The organism is Candidatus Binatota bacterium, from assembly GCA_012960245.1.
In the GTDB taxonomy this organism is placed as follows: domain Bacteria; phylum Desulfobacterota; class Binatia; order UBA1149; family UBA1149; genus UBA1149.
Window position 1 is genome coordinate 13696 of record DUBO01000023.1, and the last position, 15825, is coordinate 29520.

12 protein-coding genes are annotated in these 15825 nt (G+C 65.0%); 1 reads left to right on the forward strand and 11 read right to left on the reverse strand.

Annotated elements, in window-relative coordinates; genetic code table 11:
- Positions 1-81 precede the first annotated feature (81 nt).
- The 10 genes from EYQ35_03445 to EYQ35_03490 all read right to left on the reverse strand — a co-directional run bounded on the left by EYQ35_03445 (position 82) and on the right by EYQ35_03490 (position 12613).
- Positions 82-900 (reverse strand): TIGR03619 family F420-dependent LLM class oxidoreductase, encoded by an 819-nt coding sequence (locus tag EYQ35_03445; protein HIF63194.1) that lies wholly within the window; start codon positions 898-900, stop codon positions 82-84.
- Positions 901-905: 5 nt separating this feature from the next.
- Complete coding sequence (locus EYQ35_03450) at positions 906-1964, reverse strand: hypothetical protein (GenBank protein HIF63195.1); 1059 nt, start codon at positions 1962-1964, stop codon at positions 906-908.
- A gap of 64 nt (positions 1965-2028) precedes the next feature.
- Entirely contained in the window at positions 2029-2703 is a 675-nt protein-coding gene (locus EYQ35_03455) for a hypothetical protein (protein HIF63196.1), read from the reverse strand.
- 10 nt (positions 2704-2713) lie between these two features.
- On the reverse strand, positions 2714-4303 hold the full coding sequence (locus EYQ35_03460; GenBank protein ID HIF63197.1) for a hypothetical protein: 1590 nt from the start codon (positions 4301-4303) through the stop codon (positions 2714-2716).
- Positions 4304-4522: 219 nt separating this feature from the next.
- Positions 4523-5188: a TetR/AcrR family transcriptional regulator gene (locus tag EYQ35_03465; protein ID HIF63198.1), complete on the reverse strand. Its 666-nt coding sequence runs from the start codon at positions 5186-5188 to the stop codon at positions 4523-4525.
- Positions 5185-6939, reverse strand: coding sequence for a DUF1446 domain-containing protein (locus EYQ35_03470; GenBank protein ID HIF63199.1), 1755 nt, complete (start codon positions 6937-6939; stop codon positions 5185-5187). Before EYQ35_03470 ends, EYQ35_03465 begins: the two co-directional genes overlap by 4 nt.
- 17 nt (positions 6940-6956) lie before the next feature.
- Entirely contained in the window at positions 6957-8912 is a 1956-nt protein-coding gene (locus tag EYQ35_03475) for a carbamoyl-phosphate synthase L chain ATP-binding protein (protein HIF63200.1), read from the reverse strand.
- Positions 8909-10570, reverse strand: coding sequence for an acyl-CoA carboxylase subunit beta (locus tag EYQ35_03480; protein HIF63201.1), 1662 nt, complete (start codon positions 10568-10570; stop codon positions 8909-8911). The genes EYQ35_03475 and EYQ35_03480 overlap by 4 nt, the downstream gene beginning before the upstream one ends.
- A 128-nt stretch (positions 10571-10698) precedes the next feature.
- A complete protein-coding gene (locus tag EYQ35_03485; GenBank protein ID HIF63202.1) occupies positions 10699-11736 on the reverse strand; it encodes a TIGR03617 family F420-dependent LLM class oxidoreductase in 1038 nt (345 codons plus the stop codon).
- Between the two features lie 25 nt (positions 11737-11761).
- A complete protein-coding gene (locus EYQ35_03490; GenBank protein HIF63203.1) occupies positions 11762-12613 on the reverse strand; it encodes a 3-alpha,7-alpha,12-alpha-trihydroxy-5-beta-cholest-24-enoyl-CoA hydratase in 852 nt (283 codons plus the stop codon).
- Between the two features lie 437 nt (positions 12614-13050).
- On the opposite strand from EYQ35_03490, the gene EYQ35_03495 reads away from it, so the two are divergent.
- Entirely contained in the window at positions 13051-15045 is a 1995-nt protein-coding gene (locus EYQ35_03495; protein ID HIF63204.1) for a PQQ-dependent dehydrogenase, methanol/ethanol family, read from the forward strand.
- Between the two features lie 57 nt (positions 15046-15102).
- On the opposite strand, the gene EYQ35_03500 is transcribed toward EYQ35_03495, so the two are convergent.
- Positions 15103-15825 (reverse strand): acyltransferase, encoded by a 723-nt coding sequence (locus EYQ35_03500; GenBank protein ID HIF63205.1) that lies wholly within the window; start codon positions 15823-15825, stop codon positions 15103-15105.

Here is a 15825-nt window from a genome sequence, read left to right on the forward strand (position 1 = left end):
TCACTGACATATGTCAGTGACATTCGTCAGTCAAATAGGTCGATTTTCTCTGCACAACCGCGGCATCGGGCCGGTATATGGTCAGCCTGCCAGCCTTGAGCCGGCGTCAACCAGCGCCTCGGCCGCTGCCACGAAAACGGCTGCATCCGAATAGCGCTGGGCGTGCACCACGCGGGTGACCCCTACTGCCGCAAAGCCTGCGAGCTGGTCTAGCGCTTGCGCGGTGTCGCCTAACTCCAGCCCGGTGATAAGGGCAACCTCGGGGTCGGGGTGGCCGGCCGCCGCTGAATCACGACGAAATGTTTCTACCTGGCCGGCTAGTTTGGCGGGATCAGATCCCATGGGCATCCAGCCACCTCCAAAACGAACCGCGCGCTCCAGGGCCTGCGGCGAGTTGCCGCCCACGAACAGCGGCGGCGCGGCCGGGCGCGGCCTGAACAGCAACGGCTGTCCGTTAGACTCGACCTCGTCGTTGTCAAAGCAGTTCGTAATAAAAGAGAGGGTCTCGTCTGTCACCGCGCCCCGGCGATTTCGCGGCACACCCACCGCGCGGAACTCTGCTTCCATCCAGCCCGCTCCAACGCCGAACAGCATACGGCCACCCGAGAGTTCCTGTATGGTCGCCACCCACTTGGCCGTCGGCAGGGCCGGACGGTAGGGCAACACCAGCACGCCGGTGCCCAGGTGTATGCGCTCGGTCAGCCCGGCCAGCCACGCCAGCGTGGCCAGCGGGTCAAGATAACGACCGTTGGAGCCCTCGGCGTCGTCGGGCGGGATGGCTATATGATCGGCAAGCCACAGGTCGTCCAGGCCTGCCGCCTCTGCCCCCAGCGCACAGTCGCGCACGGTATCGGGCGCCGAAGCGTCTCCCATGTTGCGCAGGTAGAGCCCCAGCTTCATGGCTATCAGGCAAGCGCCACGGTGGCCGAACAGGGAGTGACCGGCCCTTCCTCGGTGGCAATAATCACTTCAACATCGACCAGGCGCTCGCCGTCCTGCTCGTAGCGCTTCGTGACTCGCCCGGTAATTATCATGTCGTCTCCAGCGCAGACGTTGCCACGCATCGACACTCGTATCTTCTTGATCTCGGCCTCCGGGCCGGCCCAGTCGATGAGGTAGCGGTCGACCATGCCCAGGTTGAACGGCGTGTTAACGAACACGTCGCGCGTGCGCGAGCGCTCCTGCGCGTACTTGCTGTTTGAGTGCTGCGGCGAGAAATCGCGCGTCGCCGAGGCCAGGTACACGCAACGGCTGAAAGTTATCGGCATGCGCAGTTCCGGCAACTCCTGCCCCTCGTTGACGTCGGCCCACGCCAGCGTGCGGTACTCGGGCACCGAGTATCCGTTCTTCTCCCCCTGCAATACTTCCTCCACGGCCGGGCTCCAGCCGCCGCCACCCTCGGCGGGCAACTCTACCTCGCCTCGCCCATAGCCGAAGGCGTCCATCTTTTCGGTGATGACCAGCTCGCCGTCCTGGTTGCGATAGTAACGCTCCATTACCCAGAAGTGCCCCTCGCCCACGCGGGTCTTCTTCCACGGCGAAATCGACACCAACCGCTGGCTCACGCTTATGCGGTCGCCCACTCGCGCGCGCACGCCGGTTTCAACCTCGATGTTACTTATGATGCCAATGGGCAGGTCGAGCAGTTCTTTCACCTCGTAGTGAATGTGGCGCTGCGGCTCGCCTTCGGACGGCGGCCACGGCCAGCGATACTGCATGGTGAACGCCGTCATTATCGAGCCGAACGGTGCCACGCGCGCGTCGTGCCCGCGCTCACGCGCGTAGGCCTCGTCGAGGTAAAGCGGGTTGCCATCCTCAAGCGTCTCGCACCAGTGGCGGATGAGGTACTCGTTTATCTCCAGCGGGGCCGGCACTGACTCGGACTCGATGGTGAGATCGACGAGACGGCCCTGGTTGGCCTCGGGCAGGTAATCGGGAACGTATTCTAAGTAGGCAACCGTCATGGTCGCGCAGACTAGCCGCCGCGCGCGGCTGTTCAAACAGTCCCGGGGTCGGCCGTGCCAGCGGTCAGCCCAGGGCCTTGCCCACGAAGTCCGCTATTGGGTCGAGTCCACCCGTGGCAAAGAAATGGTCGACGCCGTCGAGCACGCTCAGCCCCGCGCTCACGGGGCCGGGCAGCGATTCCAGCAGCGCCTCGAGCTCGGCGACCGGCGCGTACTCGTCCTCGGCGCCCACCAGTACGTGAACCCCGGCTGCCAGGGACTCCAGGTCCAGCCCGGCCAACAGGGCCGGGGGCGGTGCCACCAGCAGCAGCTTACCGGCCAGGCTGAGGCTTGCCGCCAGTTGCAGCATGGACACTGCGCCGAAGGAGTAGCCGGCGAGCAACACCGCTTGCTCTTCGACCTGCGGCAACGATCCCCCATCGCGAGCGAGACCACGAGCACAAGTGAGTGCCGCTCGACAGTCGGCCAGTCCCTGCTCCGCGTCGCCGGAGGCGTTGCGCCGCCAGTTGAACCGCAGCGTACCCCTGCCCCTTGCCCTCAGGGCTGAGCACAGGGCCACCACTACCGGGTTGTGCATGTCGCCGCCGTAAAGAGGGTGCGGCGCGGCTACCGGCACCGGCGTCGACACGGGCGGCATCAACGGCGCCCTGGCGTCAGACCCGCGAACGAAAAGCGCTTCGAGTTCGAGCCCGTCGCCACCTGCCAGCGGCACCCGCAGCGCTTCTTCACGCGTGCTCATCGCGGCGGCTTCAGGCGGCCTTGTCGCCCGCAGAGCCGGGGGCGCGGCCGAGCCGGCGGCAGTGGATGCGGTAATCAGACTCAGCGCACTCGCCCGTGCCCAGTTCAAAGTGCCAACGGTGCCCCGGGCATACTATCTGCCCGTCCTCTATGTCGGCCTCGGAGAGATCGGAGCCGGCGTGCGGACAGAAGCGTTGCACCTCGTAACGGCACCCCTCGTGTTCGAGTTCAAAGGTGGTCGTGGGCGTGTCCTCGAGCCGGGACTCGCCAGCAGCAATAGCCTGCAAGGCAGCCTGGTTGGCCATCTTGAGAAAAGTAAACAGGTGCTGGTTGTAGCGGTCCGGGTCGCGACTGGCCTTGAAGCGCAGCGACAGCAACAGGTCCTCCCAGGAAAACTCGCCGCGCAGCACCTGGTCAACGTTGCGAGACTCGAACTCAAAATGATACAGGCACTGCTCGCCCTGCTGCGGGTAAACGAGTTCGCCCTTGTTGTCATCGCGAAAGTCGACGACCCAGCTGCCACCGTTCGGGCCGGTCACGTTGAACAGCACGCGCATGTTTATGCGAGCCAGGAAAAATGGGTTACGGCGCAGCAGCGGCACCATGTGGCGACGAAAGCGATCGTACAGCCCCGGCTCCGCGTCGGGTATGGCGGCGAGCACCTCGCGCACGAGAGCCTGCTTTTCGGCCTTGTGGGCCTCGTAGTAACTGCGGCGGTCGCGCTCGTAGTCAAAATCAGCGTATGCCGGCTCGCGCTCTATCTCGTAACCGTCGGTAGACAGCTGCAGGCGATCGCCCGGCTTCAAGACCTCCGCAGGGATGCCGACAGACTCAAGGTGCTCGGCGGCCGTGGGGTGGGTGGGAAACATGGAGTCCTCGCCTACAAAGTGATCCGCGAGGTCTTCGTCAAAGAAACAGGGCGGGCCAGCAAAGGGAATAGCCAGGCGGGGATTGAGTGCCTGGGCATCCTTGGCAAACGATTCAACGGCCGACAAGCGGCGTGCGGCGCGCAGCGGCCGCTTCTGCTCTTCGTCGTAGCAGGTGTAAGTCAGCGGGTACCAGATGGCCGGCGACGCCTGGCCCATGAGCAGGTCCATGCCGCGCGCGCGCATCTTGTCGAAATCCAGCGCCGAGTTGGCGTCGTTGAGATTGAGAATGCGCACGTCGCCCGCGGTGATGTAGGCGCAGGAATCGAACCAGTGCGGCGCACAGTTCTGCTTGGGCACCTCGACCTCGACCACGAAATCCGACGCCAGTTCCCATGACTCGAAGTCGTCAAACTCATACACGTTTTGAAAACCCAGATCGTGCAGCTTGCGCACGATGAGGCGCTTGTGAAAACGCCCGGTGATCATCGGCGTGTCCTTGGGCAGTTGAGCCAGGAACCAGGGATCGTAGTGGTCGGGGTGCTCGTGCGAGACGTAGACCGCGTCGGGAGTGAGCAGGTGGCCGAGATCCTTGTGCGGATACTCCGGGTACTGGAACCAGCTCGCGTTGTAGGCTCCGGCCGGTGACATCCAAGGGTCGCAGAGCAATTTCTTGCCGCCGTACTCGACCATGAGGCCCGCGTGTCCGAGATACTCTATTGTTGCGGTCGCCACCTGTCTGCTCCTGGGTCCGAATGCCCACGGACTCTAGAATGTAGTATTTTTAAGGCCTTAGCTGATTTCAGTCAAGGGTCTAAATGCCGCTGACTCCCGGTTCCACCTCGACTTGGCTGAAAAGGCGCTGCACCGTAACCGGCAGCAACCGGACTGTCCACCCCCCGGCAGAGGGGCCACCCCCCCTGCTGCGGCACGAGGCCCCAGGGGGTCAAGTCTTCACGTCTCGCCGCGCCCGGCGAGCAGCCCCTGAAGCACGAGCTCGGTAATGGCATCGGCCGTTTGCTTGGGCGACTCGCGCGCTATCTCGGCTACCTCGGCCTGGGCAAACTCGCGACCGAGGCTGCCCAGCACGTGGGCTACAGCAGCCGTGTCGACGGCGGCGATCTGCCCTTCGGCAACCGCGCGATCGAGCAGGCTGTGGGCCACCGCCGACAGGTAGGCCTCGTGGTCGGCAAACAGTCGCTGGGCACCCGCGAGGCTGGCAAAGTCGGCCGACATGGTGACGGCCTCGGATTGCACGGCTTCGTTGGCCGCGCGCAGGTAAGCACGCAAGGCGTCGATGGGGGTCATCTTCGCGTCGAGTTTTTCGACCGCCGCCCTGCCTATGCGCCGTAGCCGGCGATCGACTACCGCAAGCAGCAGCTCGTCCTTGCTGGGCGCGATACCGTAGAGAGTCCTGAGCGAACAGTTTACGCGCTCGGCCAGGCCGGCCATGGTGAGCTCGGCCACGCCGCCCCTGAGCAGTTGGGCTTCGAGTTCTTCGAGGAGATCGAGCTGGCGGGCGCTGAGCGCACGCTCGTCTTCCTTTGACAACACCGGCGGCGGCACCCGCACGCCGGGAAATCGTAACCGCCCCGCCTTGTCGACGGCCACGGCGATCAAGCCAGTAGTTCCTCGGGCAGGTCGACCACGCGCGCCCGCAGCCATTCGCCCAGCCCCTTGGCCTGCGGATCCTGCCGGGTGGAAGCCGCCACGCCCTCCTGCAGCAAGCCATGCACCACGAAGTTGAGCGAACGAAGCGCCGGCAGCCGGAAGCGCTCCACCTTGAGTTCGGCTGCCTCGGGCAGCAGTTGTTTGAACTTCTCGGTGGTAAGGAAACCATCGATCCACGCCCAGGCCTCGTCGCTGCGCGCAAACACGCCCAGGTTCGCGTTGCCGCCCTTGTCGCCCGACCGTGCGCCGTAGACTTCACCCAGCGCAGCGCGGCGGGTCGAGCCTCCCGGCACCGCGGCTTCCGGTCCGGGTGCCGGAGTCACGTTTATCTCGGCACCGGGTATCACCGACGACACCTGCCGCGACTCACCGCCCGGCAACACCAGCTCGGCCGGTACGACGTCGGCTGCCACGCGCGCCGCCTCCATGACACCAAAGGGACGCCCGCCACCGGGACCACCCACGCCGAAGAAGCCGGGGATGCTGGCCAGCGCGATCTCTATACCCGAGTTGGCAAAAGCGCGGCCGACTTTCTTTTCATCTGGATCCTTGACGCTGATGCGCAGCATGGCCACCGCCTCTTCGTTGGCGTCCGGGTCGTTGCTGTCGGTTCGTATCAGGCTGGTGGAGGCGAAAGCAAAGTCTTCCGGCGAGTATGGGCAAGCGTTCCAGAAACCTTCTTCTACCAGTTTGGCCTTGGCCTCTATGTCCAGGCCGGTCAGGCACAGGTTCATGTCGTTGCGAAAACCACCCGCGCGGTTGATGCACACCTTCAGGGTCGAGGGCGGCGGCTCACCCTGGGTGCCGTGCAGAAGTACGCGGTCGGGTGCCTGCTGCTCGATCTCGATCGTGTCAAAGCGTGTGGTCACGTCGGGGCCAAGGTAGCGCGGTCCACCAATCTCGTAGAGCAGTTGCGAAGTGACGGTGCCCACCGACACCTCGCCACCGGTACCGTCGTGTTTGCCGATGACCGAAGATCCATCCTCGGCGATCTCGGCCCAGGGAAAACCTACGTTGAGCATCTGCTCGATCTCGGTAAAGAACGAGTAGTTGCCACCGGTAGCCTGGGCGCCACACTCAATGACGTGACCCGCCACCACGGCGCCCGCCAGCTCGTTAAAGTCGTCGCGTTTCCAGCCGTGGTGCCAGGCGGCAGGGCCGCACACCACCGCCGCGTCGGTGACGCGACCGGTTATTACTATGTCGGCACCCGCGTTGAGCGCGTCCACGATACCCCAGCAGCCAAGATAGGCGTTGGCCGTGAGAAAAGCCGACGCGTCTTCGATCGGGCGTTCGCTTTCGAGCTCGAGCAGGCTGCCGGCCTCGACCAGCTCGCCCACGCGTGGCAGCAGGTCGTCGCCGCGCAGGTAGGCAATCTTAGGTGCCAGCCCGAGCTTGTTTGCGACCTCGGATACGGCCTCGGCGCAGGAGTCGGGGGCAAGGCCGCCAGCGTTCGTGACAACCTTTATGCCCTTGTCGAGGCAGCTGCCCATCACCTGCTCCATCTGCGCCACGAAGGTGCGCGCGTAACCGCCGCTGGGGTGCTTCATGCGCGTGCGCGCGAGGATGAGCATGGTGAGCTCGGCGAGCCAGTCACCCGTGAGCACGTCAATGGGACCACCCTCGACCATCTCGCGGGCAGCACTGAGACGGTCGCCGTAAAAACCTGAGCAGTTAGCAATGCGTATTGGCGAAGCCATGATTGTTCTCCGTTCGGTCAGCCAGTCTTGTCGACTTCGTTCTCGTCGGCGGCAGTCTCCACGACCAGCAGCAACGTGCCCGCCTCTACCTGCTCGCCCTCTTCAACCCTCACCTCCACGACCACTCCGTCTTCGTTGGCACGCATGGGGTGCTCCATCTTCATGGCCTCGAGCACGAGCACCGTGTCGCCGTCCGCCACCGTGTCGCCGACCTTCACGCGCAGCTCTATAACCTTGCCGGGCATGCGGGCCAGGAAACCACCCTCGTCCTGCTCGGCACCCGGCAGCACGAAGCGCGGCTGCTCGCTGAAAACGATGTCGCCGTTGCCGCACTGCACGATCAACTGCGCACCCGCGCGGGTCACGAGCACTCTCGTACGACGGCCGGCAATCTCCACGTCTATGCCCTGCTCGCTCCAGTGGTGCACGCGCGCGACGCTGCCGTCGTCAAAACAAAAACTGCCATCGCGCCGGGAATGATAGCGCACGGCTGTGCTGCCCTCGCCGTGATCAAGCGTGAGCCGCTGGTCGGGCAGACGGCCGATCTGCCAGCCGCTTGGCACCGTGGCCAGCACTGTTGCCTCGGAACGGTTGACGCCCTGCACCCACAGGGCGGCCACTCGTGCAGCGTGGGTTAGTTCGGCCTCTGACGGCTCAAGCGCGCGGGCCGGCGCCACGCGGTCGATAAAATCAGTGGTCGTATCGCCCGCGAGGAACTCCTCCGAGCGCAGCACCGCCACGAGAAAGTCGCGGTTGGTCACAACGCCGCCCAGGTGAGTGCGCGCCAGCCCCAGCGCCAGCTTGCCCGCAGCTTCTTCTCGCGTGGGCGCGTGGGCTATGACCTTGCCCAGCATGGGGTCAAAGTCAGGGCCGATGACCGAGCCCTGCTCCACACCGCTGTCCCAGCGTAGCTCGGGAGTAGCCGCCGGCTCAAAGGCAGACAGCGTGCCGGTCTCGGGTAGAAAATCGTTGGCCGGGTTCTCGGCGTACAAGCGCGCCTCGACCGCCCAGCCGTTACTGCTTATGTCTTCCTGGCCGTAGCCCAGCGGCTCGCCGGCGGCCACGCGCAACTGCTCGCGCACGAGATCGAGGCCGGTGACCAGTTCGGTTACCGGGTGCTCCACCTGCAAGCGGGTGTTGACCTCGAGAAAAAAGAACTCGCCCGTATCGTCGTCGAGCAGGAACTCCACCGTTCCCGCCGAGCGATAACCCAGCTCGCCGGCCAAGCCGAGGGCGGCGTCGGCCATGGCCTGTCGCAGCTTGTCGTCGACTCGCGGCGAGGGCGACTCCTCTATTATTTTCTGATGACGACGTTGGATGGAGCACTCGCGCTCGCCCAGGTGCACAACCTTGCCGTGCTCGTCGCCCAGTATCTGTATCTCGATGTGGCGTGCGCGGGCCACGTAGCGCTCGATAAAAACCCTGTCGTCACCAAACCCACTGGCCGCCTCACGCTTGGCCGAGGCCACGCCTTCTTCGAGCCCGTCGGCCGACTCGACAATGCGCATGCCCTTGCCGCCACCACCGGCGGCTGCCTTGACCAGCAGCGGGTATCCCACCTTGTCGGCGTCGTCGGTACTTTCTGAGCCCGGGAGCACTGGTACGCCCGCCTTGACCGCAAGCGCGCGGGCGGCGATCTTGTCGCCCATCTGCTCAATGCACTCAACCGACGGCCCCACCCACAGCAGGCCCGCGGCCATCACCTGGGCCGCAAAGGCGGCGTTCTCCGACAGGAAACCGTAGCCCGGGTGCAGGGCTTCGGCGCCGGTGACCCTGGCCGCCTCGAGCACAGCCGCGCCGTCGAGATATGACGTGTCGAGGCGTACCGCCTCGTCGGCCTCGCCCACAAAAGGCGCGAGCGCGTCGGCGTCCACGTACACGGCCACGCAGCGAATGCCCATCTGCTGGGCGCTGCGAATAATACGCCGGGCGATCTCGCCGCGGTTGGCAACAAGTAACGTCGCAAAGCTCATAGCCTGAATACCCCGTAGCCCTCGGCACCTTCCACCGGCTTGTTGCGTACCACCGACAGGCAGATGCCCAGCACGGTGCGCGTGTCGCGCGGGTCGATCAGCCCGTCGTCGCTTATTGCGCCGGTGGCCTCCAGCGCCAGCGAGCCCTTCTCCTGCATGTCTTCTACAGCAGCGCGGATCTGTTCGTCGAGCGCCTCGTCGAAATCTTCGCCCTTGCGCGCCGCGCGTGCCCGGCGGACGATAGACATCACGCCGGCTATCTGTTTGCCGCCCATCACGGCGATGCGCGCGCTCGGCCATATGAAAGTAAAGCGGGTGTTGAACGCGCGGCCCGACATGGCGTAGGTGCCCGCGCCGTACGAAGCGCCCACTATCACGGTCAGGTGCGGCACCGTCGAGTTGGAAACCGCGTTGAGCATCTGCGAGCCCTTCTTGATGATGCCGGCTTCCTCGAAATCCCGGCCGACGATGAAACCGGTGAGGTTCTGCAGGAACAGCAACGGCACGTCGATCTGGTTGCAGAGCTGGATGAAGTGGGCGGCCTTCTCCGACGACTCGGGGTAGATGACCCCGTTGTTGCCCAGTATGCCCACCGGGTAGCCGTGTATGGACGAAAAGCCGCAGACCATGGTCTCGCCGTAGCGTGGTTTGAACTCCTCGAAGCGAGAACCATCTACCACGCGGCCTATGATGTCGCGTATGTCTGCCGGGCGCTTGAGCTCCGGGTCTATGATGCCCAGCAGCTCCTCGGGGTCGAGCACGGGCGGGTCATCGCGCAGCGCCGGCGGGGGGCCGGGCTTGCGCCAGTTCAGGTGCGAGACGATCTCGCGGCACATGCGCAGCGCGTCCTGCTCGTCTTCGGCCAGGTACTCGCCCAGGCCCGAAATCTCGGCGTGCATCTTCGCACCACCCAGGGACTCGTCGTCGGAGTCCTCGCCGGTGGCCATCTTCACCAGCGGCGGGCCGGCAAGAAATATCTTCGACTGCTTCTTGATGACGACGTTGTAGTCGGACATGCCCGGCTGGTAGGCACCGCCGGCCGTAGAGGATCCGAACACCACGCACACGGTCGGAATGCGCAGCTTGGACAGCTCTATCATCTCGTAGAAAAACCGGCCGGTCTCCGCGAAGTGAAAAATCTTGGCAGGGCGCCGTTTCTTCTTGTCGTCGTCGGGTTCCATGCGCAGGTCGGCACCGGCCGACTCCACGAAACTGACGTAGGGAATATTGTTGTCGCGGGCGATCTCAAGGGCCCGCATCCACTTCTTGCCCATGTAAGGTGTCATGGCGCCACCGAGCACGGTGGGATCGTTGGCGAAGATCATGCACTCAACGCCGGCTATGATGCCTATGCCCATGAGGACGCCACCGCCTATGGTGTAGTCGGCGTTGTAAGCGGCCAGCCCGCTGATCTCCAGAAACGGGCTGTCGGGGTCCAGCGCCAGCGCCACGCGTTCTCTTACCGGCAGCTTGCCGCGCGCGGCCAGGCGCTCGTGGTGGTGGGCACCGCCACCGGCCTCGGCCTCGTCGAGCAGCGAGTTGACCTCATCGATTCTAAGCAGCATCGCGTCCCGGTTCTCGATGAACTCCTGGGAGCGGGGATTGAGTGTGGACCGCAGGGGCGGTGCCAATAGCGGGGCCAGTATCGGCGCTTGCATGTCGTTGCTCTTACCTCTCTGTTTTCCGAAGTGATGTTCTACAGGGCGCGGCTTTAAAAGACGCGGGTTCATCGGCCGCAGCAGGCCTCGCCCGTTTCAACCTACGGTAACAATATCGGTAATATGTGTCAAGCATTATTACCCTCGTGTTCTGCGAACGCCCGCCGGGTGCCGGCCGTAACCTCCCGCCACAGGCCGGGCTCGGCCGCGTAGGGCGCGTATATACCCAGGCTATCGGCTAAGCCCGCGTATCTCTCGGCCAGCCGGGCACCTAACTGCTGCGGCTCACCAACGACGGCAAAGTGCTCGACCATCGAATCGTCTACCAGCTGCGGCAGCTCGTCCCAACGGTTTTCGCGGGTGAGCTTGTTGAGCTCGGGCTGCAACTCGCCATAGCCCACGGCCTCCATCGGGCGACGGTAAGCGGGCGTGGAACCGTAGAAGGCCAGAAGGCTGCGCACGCCCTCGTAGGCAGCACGCATTTGTTCCTCGTTGGCACCGGTGATGCAGATGGCAGTCACGTTGAAAACAAAATCCTCGCGGCGGCGACCTGCCTTGGCCAATGACTTGTTCACCGCTGGCAATTGCACATCACGCAGGAAGGGCACCGTGTTGAACGGATGAACCAGCAGGCCATCGGCCACCTGTCCTGCCACGGCAGTCATAGCCGGACCCAGCGCGCCCAGCACGATGCGAGGGCGGCCGCAGTCGAGCGGCCCCGGGTTGAACATGGGCGTCATCAGCGTGTGGCGAAAAAACTCGCCTTCAAACTTGAGAGCGTCGCCGTCCTGCCAGCAATCAAAGAACGCCCTTACCGCCATGATATACTCGCGCATGCGGGCCGCCGGTCGGTCAAAGGCGACGCCGAAGCGGCGCTCGATGTGAGCCCGCACCTGCGAGCCGAGGCCAAGCGAAAACCTGCCTCCCGAAAAACGCTGCAGGTCCCAGGCCTGGCTGGCCACGTGGTAGGGGTTGCGCGGAAAGGCTACCGCGATGCCCGTGCTGATATCCAGTTCAGGCGCAGCCTGCGACGCCAGCAGCAGGGGGAAAAACGGATCGCGACTGCCCTCGAGCGAGTACACGCCGTCAAAACCAGCCTCGCGCCTGCCCACAGCCTCCTGCCCGACCTCGGCCAGGTCAGAGTAAAGTGGCCCGTCTATCTTCACCCCGTCAAACCCGGCACGCGCGCGGCTACCTCAGGGTAACCGCAGCGTTGGTGATGATGGCCTCGTTGCGGTCCTTGGACCAGGCCTCGACCAGGATCTTTCCGTCTTCATTCCAGCAGCGAACCTGGTAGGTCTCGCCCGGCCAGGCCACGCCCTTGAAGCGCGCCTGGTAGCGGGCCAAGCGCGTGGGATCGCCGTCGAGCATGCCGTCTACCACCGCCTTGCAGGTAATGCCGTAGCTGCACAGGCCGTGGATGATGGGAACGTCGAAGCCGCCCATGGCGGCGAACTCGGGGTCGCAGTGCAACGGGTTCTTGTCGCCGTTCAAGCGGTAGAGCAGCGCCTGCTGCGGCAGGGTCTCGGATTCGAACACAGCGTCGGGCTCGCGGTCGGGCGCCTGGTTGGCAGCCGGCGGACCCGACTCGCCACCGAAGCCCCCCTCGCCGCGCATGAACAGCGCCATGCGGGTGGTGAACAGGGGCTCGCCGTCCTCGGTAGAGACGCTGTTCTCGAGTATGGTCAGCGCCGCCTTGCCCTTGTCAAAAATATCGGCGATGCGCGTGCGCCCTTTCATCTTTGCCTCGGGCGGCAGCGGCCGGTGGATCTCGATGTCCTGCTCGCCGTGCAGCAGCATCATCGGGTTAAACTCCAGGCCCGGCACCGACATCATTGACCCGCCGCCCGACAAAAGCACAGTGGTCACAAAGCTGGGCAGCACCTTGAGGTCCTTCTCGTAGGTGTACTCAAGCTCGCCCGCGTCGGTGGCGGGCACGCCGGCGCCCACGCCGAGGTGGTAGAGAATAACTTCGTCGTTCGTGTAGCTACCGGTTCCCTCGGGGAACTCGTAAGCCATGGCCTGGTCGCGATCTATGGGCATCGTTGTTGTCTCCTTGTGCGCTGTTGCCTTGCGCAGCTCATTTGCCTATATCCGCGCGCCAGCCAGTTCAAGAGGGGCCGGGAGCCGACAAGCACTGTGAGCCGATGAGCAAAGCGAACGGGGACCCGCCGACCGGCAGGACTCCCTGGCCTTGCCTGTCCGCTGGCGGGAACCTAGATTGTGGCAACCGGCCGACAGAACAGAAGGGGAGACTTCGCAAATTGACCACACACAACCGAACCGGGAGCAGTAGCGCCAACATCGCCCTGCTCACCTTCAGCCTGGCCACCTTTACCCTGGCCACCTTTACCGCGTCCTGCTCGCTGCTGCCCGGGGCCCTGCAGCCGGCGGGTTCGACAGAGGCAGACAGGAGCGGCGGCCCCCTGCCCGACTCCGAGCCAGCGGCGGCTCGCCACATTGCCGCCGTGACCCGTACGATGAACGCGCAGCGCATAGCCGCGGCCGACTCCGAACCCTACAACTGGCTGGCGCACGGACGCAGCAACTCCGAGCAACGCTACTCTCCGCTGGCGCAGGTCAACCGCGACAACGTAGAGCGCCTGGGCCTGTCCTGGTCCTACGACACCATGACCACGCACGGGCTGGAGGCCAGCCCCATCGTTATAGACGGCGTGATGTATACCACCGGCGCGTGGAGCGTCGTGTACGCACTCGACGCAGCGACCGGGCGCGAGCTGTGGGTCTACGATCCCGAGGTGCCACGGCAGTGGAGCCGGCGCGGCTGCTGCGACGTCGTCAACCGCGGCGTGGCGGTATGGAAGGGTCGTGTATACCTGGGCACCTACGACGGCCGCCTGATCGCGCTCGACGCGGTGACCGGCGAGGTGGACTGGGAGGTCAACACCATCGACCGCTCGCGCCCCTACACCATCACCGGCGCGCCACGCATCGTTAAGGGACGCGTTATCATCGGCAACGGTGGCGCCGAGTTCGGCGTGCGCGGATACATAAGCGCCTACAGCGCGCGCAGCGGCAAACTCGACTGGCGCTTTTACACCGTGCCGGGGGACCCCTCGCTGCCTTTTGAACACCGCGAACTCGAAGAAGCGGCCGGGACCTGGGACGTGGCGGGCAAGTGGTGGGAGACGGGCGGCGGCGGCACGGCCTGGGACTCGATGGCCTGGGACCCCGAACTCGACCTGCTCTACGTGGGCACGGGTAACGGTTCGCCCTGGAACCGCGCCCACCGTAGCCCCGGCGGCGGCGACAACCTCTACCTGTCGTCCATACTCGCGCTCGACCCCGACACCGGCCGCCTGGCCTGGCACTACCAGACCACCCCCGGCGACAACTGGGATTTCACCGCCACCCAGCACCTCATACTGGCCGAGCTCGAGCTGGACGGCCGCGAGCGCAAGGTCATCATGCAGGCGCCCAAGAATGGTTTTTTCTACGTTCTCGACCGCGCCACAGGCGAGTTGCTGCGCGCCGACGCCTACGTGGAGACCACCTGGGCCTCGCACGTGGACATGGCCACCGGCCGGCCGGTGGAAGACCCCGAGTTCGATTTCACCGACGACTGGAAGCTCGTGCTGCCCGCGCCGACCGGCGGCCACAACTGGCAACCGATGGCCTTCAGCCCCGACACCGGGCTGGTGTACATACCGGCCATCGAGAACCCGGGACTGTATCTCAACGAAGATGAATACCGCCACAGCCCCGGTGCCTGGAACCTGGGCATGGACCTCGGCCGCTACGCCGAGATACTGCACGAGGTGGGATTTTCGCCGGTATCAAGCGGCTACCTCAAGGCCTGGGACCCCGTGGCCGGTCGCGAACGCTGGAGCGTTGAGATGCCCAACTTCTGGAACGGCGGCGTGCTGGCGACCGCCGGCGGGTTGGTGTTTCACGGCACAGGCGACGGCCGCTTCGCCGCCTACGACGCCGAGGCCGGCCGCAAGCTATGGGAAGTGCCGGTGATGACCGGCATCATCGCACCGCCGGTGACCTACGCCGTTGACGGTGTGCAGTACGTGGCGGTTATGGCCGGCTGGGGAGGCGTGGGCGTGCCCTCCGGCGACGCGCGCAGCTCCATAGTGCCCGAGTACGGCAACGACGGCCGCCTCCTGGTGTTCAGGTTGGACGGACCCGGGCAGGTGACCATTCCCGCCAGGCTCGACATATCGATACCCGAGCCACCGGCCATGGACTACGACCAGGCCGACCTCGCGCTGGGATCACGGCTTTACATGGAGCGCTGCAATTTCTGCCACGGACCGCTGGGATTCAGCACGGGCGTGGTACCCGACCTCAGGCGAATGGATGCCTCGGTACACGAAATATTCGAAGACGTGGTGCTGCGCGGCGCGCGCCTGGCCGGCGGTATGCCGAGCTTCGAAGACGTGCTCGACGAAAAAGACGTGCGCGCCATCCACGCCTACGTCATTGAACAGGCCCGCACAACGCGCTGAGCTTTCGCGGACGCGGCGCGATAGCCGCCACGCCACGGCACCCGCTTTCCAGCTCGCTCAGTGCCGGCGACTGGGCGCGAGCTTGGACATGAGCCACTGGCGCACCGTGTTGGGACCGAGAAGGTCGCGCTCGTAGTAGTCGAGCAGGTCGTTGTACGGCACTTCACCGTTGAACAGGTCCTCGCGACGTCCAAAGCTGCGCTCGGGGTCGAGCTCCTTCACGACCCGCGCCGGGTTGCCGGCCGCTACCGAGTTGGCTGGTATGTCGTGCGTAACCACCGCGCCGGCACCGACGATGCTGTTCTCGCCTATGGTGACGCCCTTGCAAACGATGGAACTGTCGCCCAGCCACACGTTGTCTTCGAGCAGCACGCGCTCGCTGGCGCCGGGTGCGCTGTTGCGGTCGTAGAGGTCGTGCCAGTCGGCGTCGGTTATGTAGCTCTTGCTCGCCAGCAGGCAGTTGCGGCCGATGGTCACGTTGCTGGCCGAACCTATGCGCACGCCGGGCAGCACCACCGTGTAGTCGCCTATGCTGATCGCGCCGCTGCGCGCTCCGTCGGTCCACGCGGTCATGTGCACCACCTGGTCGGGTGTGCCCATCAGGTGCACGAACTTGCCCAGGCGTATGTCACTGCCGTTGATATCGAAGCAGCGTGGGTTGACGAACCAGCAGCCCTCGCCCAGCTCGTCGAACTGGGGGTGCAGGAAGTGCTTGGCCCGAGCTTCGGCCAGCGTGAAGAGCAGCTTCTTAACCAGGTAGGGTCTGCGGTCGTGTCTCAT

Bases quoted from the DNA above. Each gene is read 5' to 3' on its own strand.
- EYQ35_03455 (HIF63196.1), bottom strand. From the start codon at position 2,703: ATGAGCACGCGTGAAGAAGCGCTGCGGGTGCCGCTGGCAGGTGGCGAC.
- EYQ35_03475 (HIF63200.1), bottom strand. From the start codon at position 8,912: ATGAGCTTTGCGACGTTACTTGTTGCCAACCGCGGCGAGATCGCCCGG.
- EYQ35_03480 (HIF63201.1), bottom strand. From the start codon at position 10,570: ATGCAAGCGCCGATACTGGCCCCGCTATTGGCACCGCCCCTGCGGTCC.
- EYQ35_03500 (HIF63205.1), bottom strand. From the start codon at position 15,825: ATGAGACACGACCGCAGACCCTACCTGGTTAAGAAGCTGCTCTTCACG.
- EYQ35_03445 (HIF63194.1), bottom strand. From the start codon at position 900: ATGAAGCTGGGGCTCTACCTGCGCAACATGGGAGACGCTTCGGCGCCC.
- EYQ35_03470 (HIF63199.1), bottom strand. From the start codon at position 6,939: ATGGCTTCGCCAATACGCATTGCTAACTGCTCAGGTTTTTACGGCGAC.
- EYQ35_03450 (HIF63195.1), bottom strand. From the start codon at position 1,964: ATGACGGTTGCCTACTTAGAATACGTTCCCGATTACCTGCCCGAGGCC.
- EYQ35_03490 (HIF63203.1), bottom strand. From the start codon at position 12,613: ATGCCCATAGATCGCGACCAGGCCATGGCTTACGAGTTCCCCGAGGGA.
- EYQ35_03495 (HIF63204.1), top strand. From the start codon at position 13,051: ATGAACGCGCAGCGCATAGCCGCGGCCGACTCCGAACCCTACAACTGG.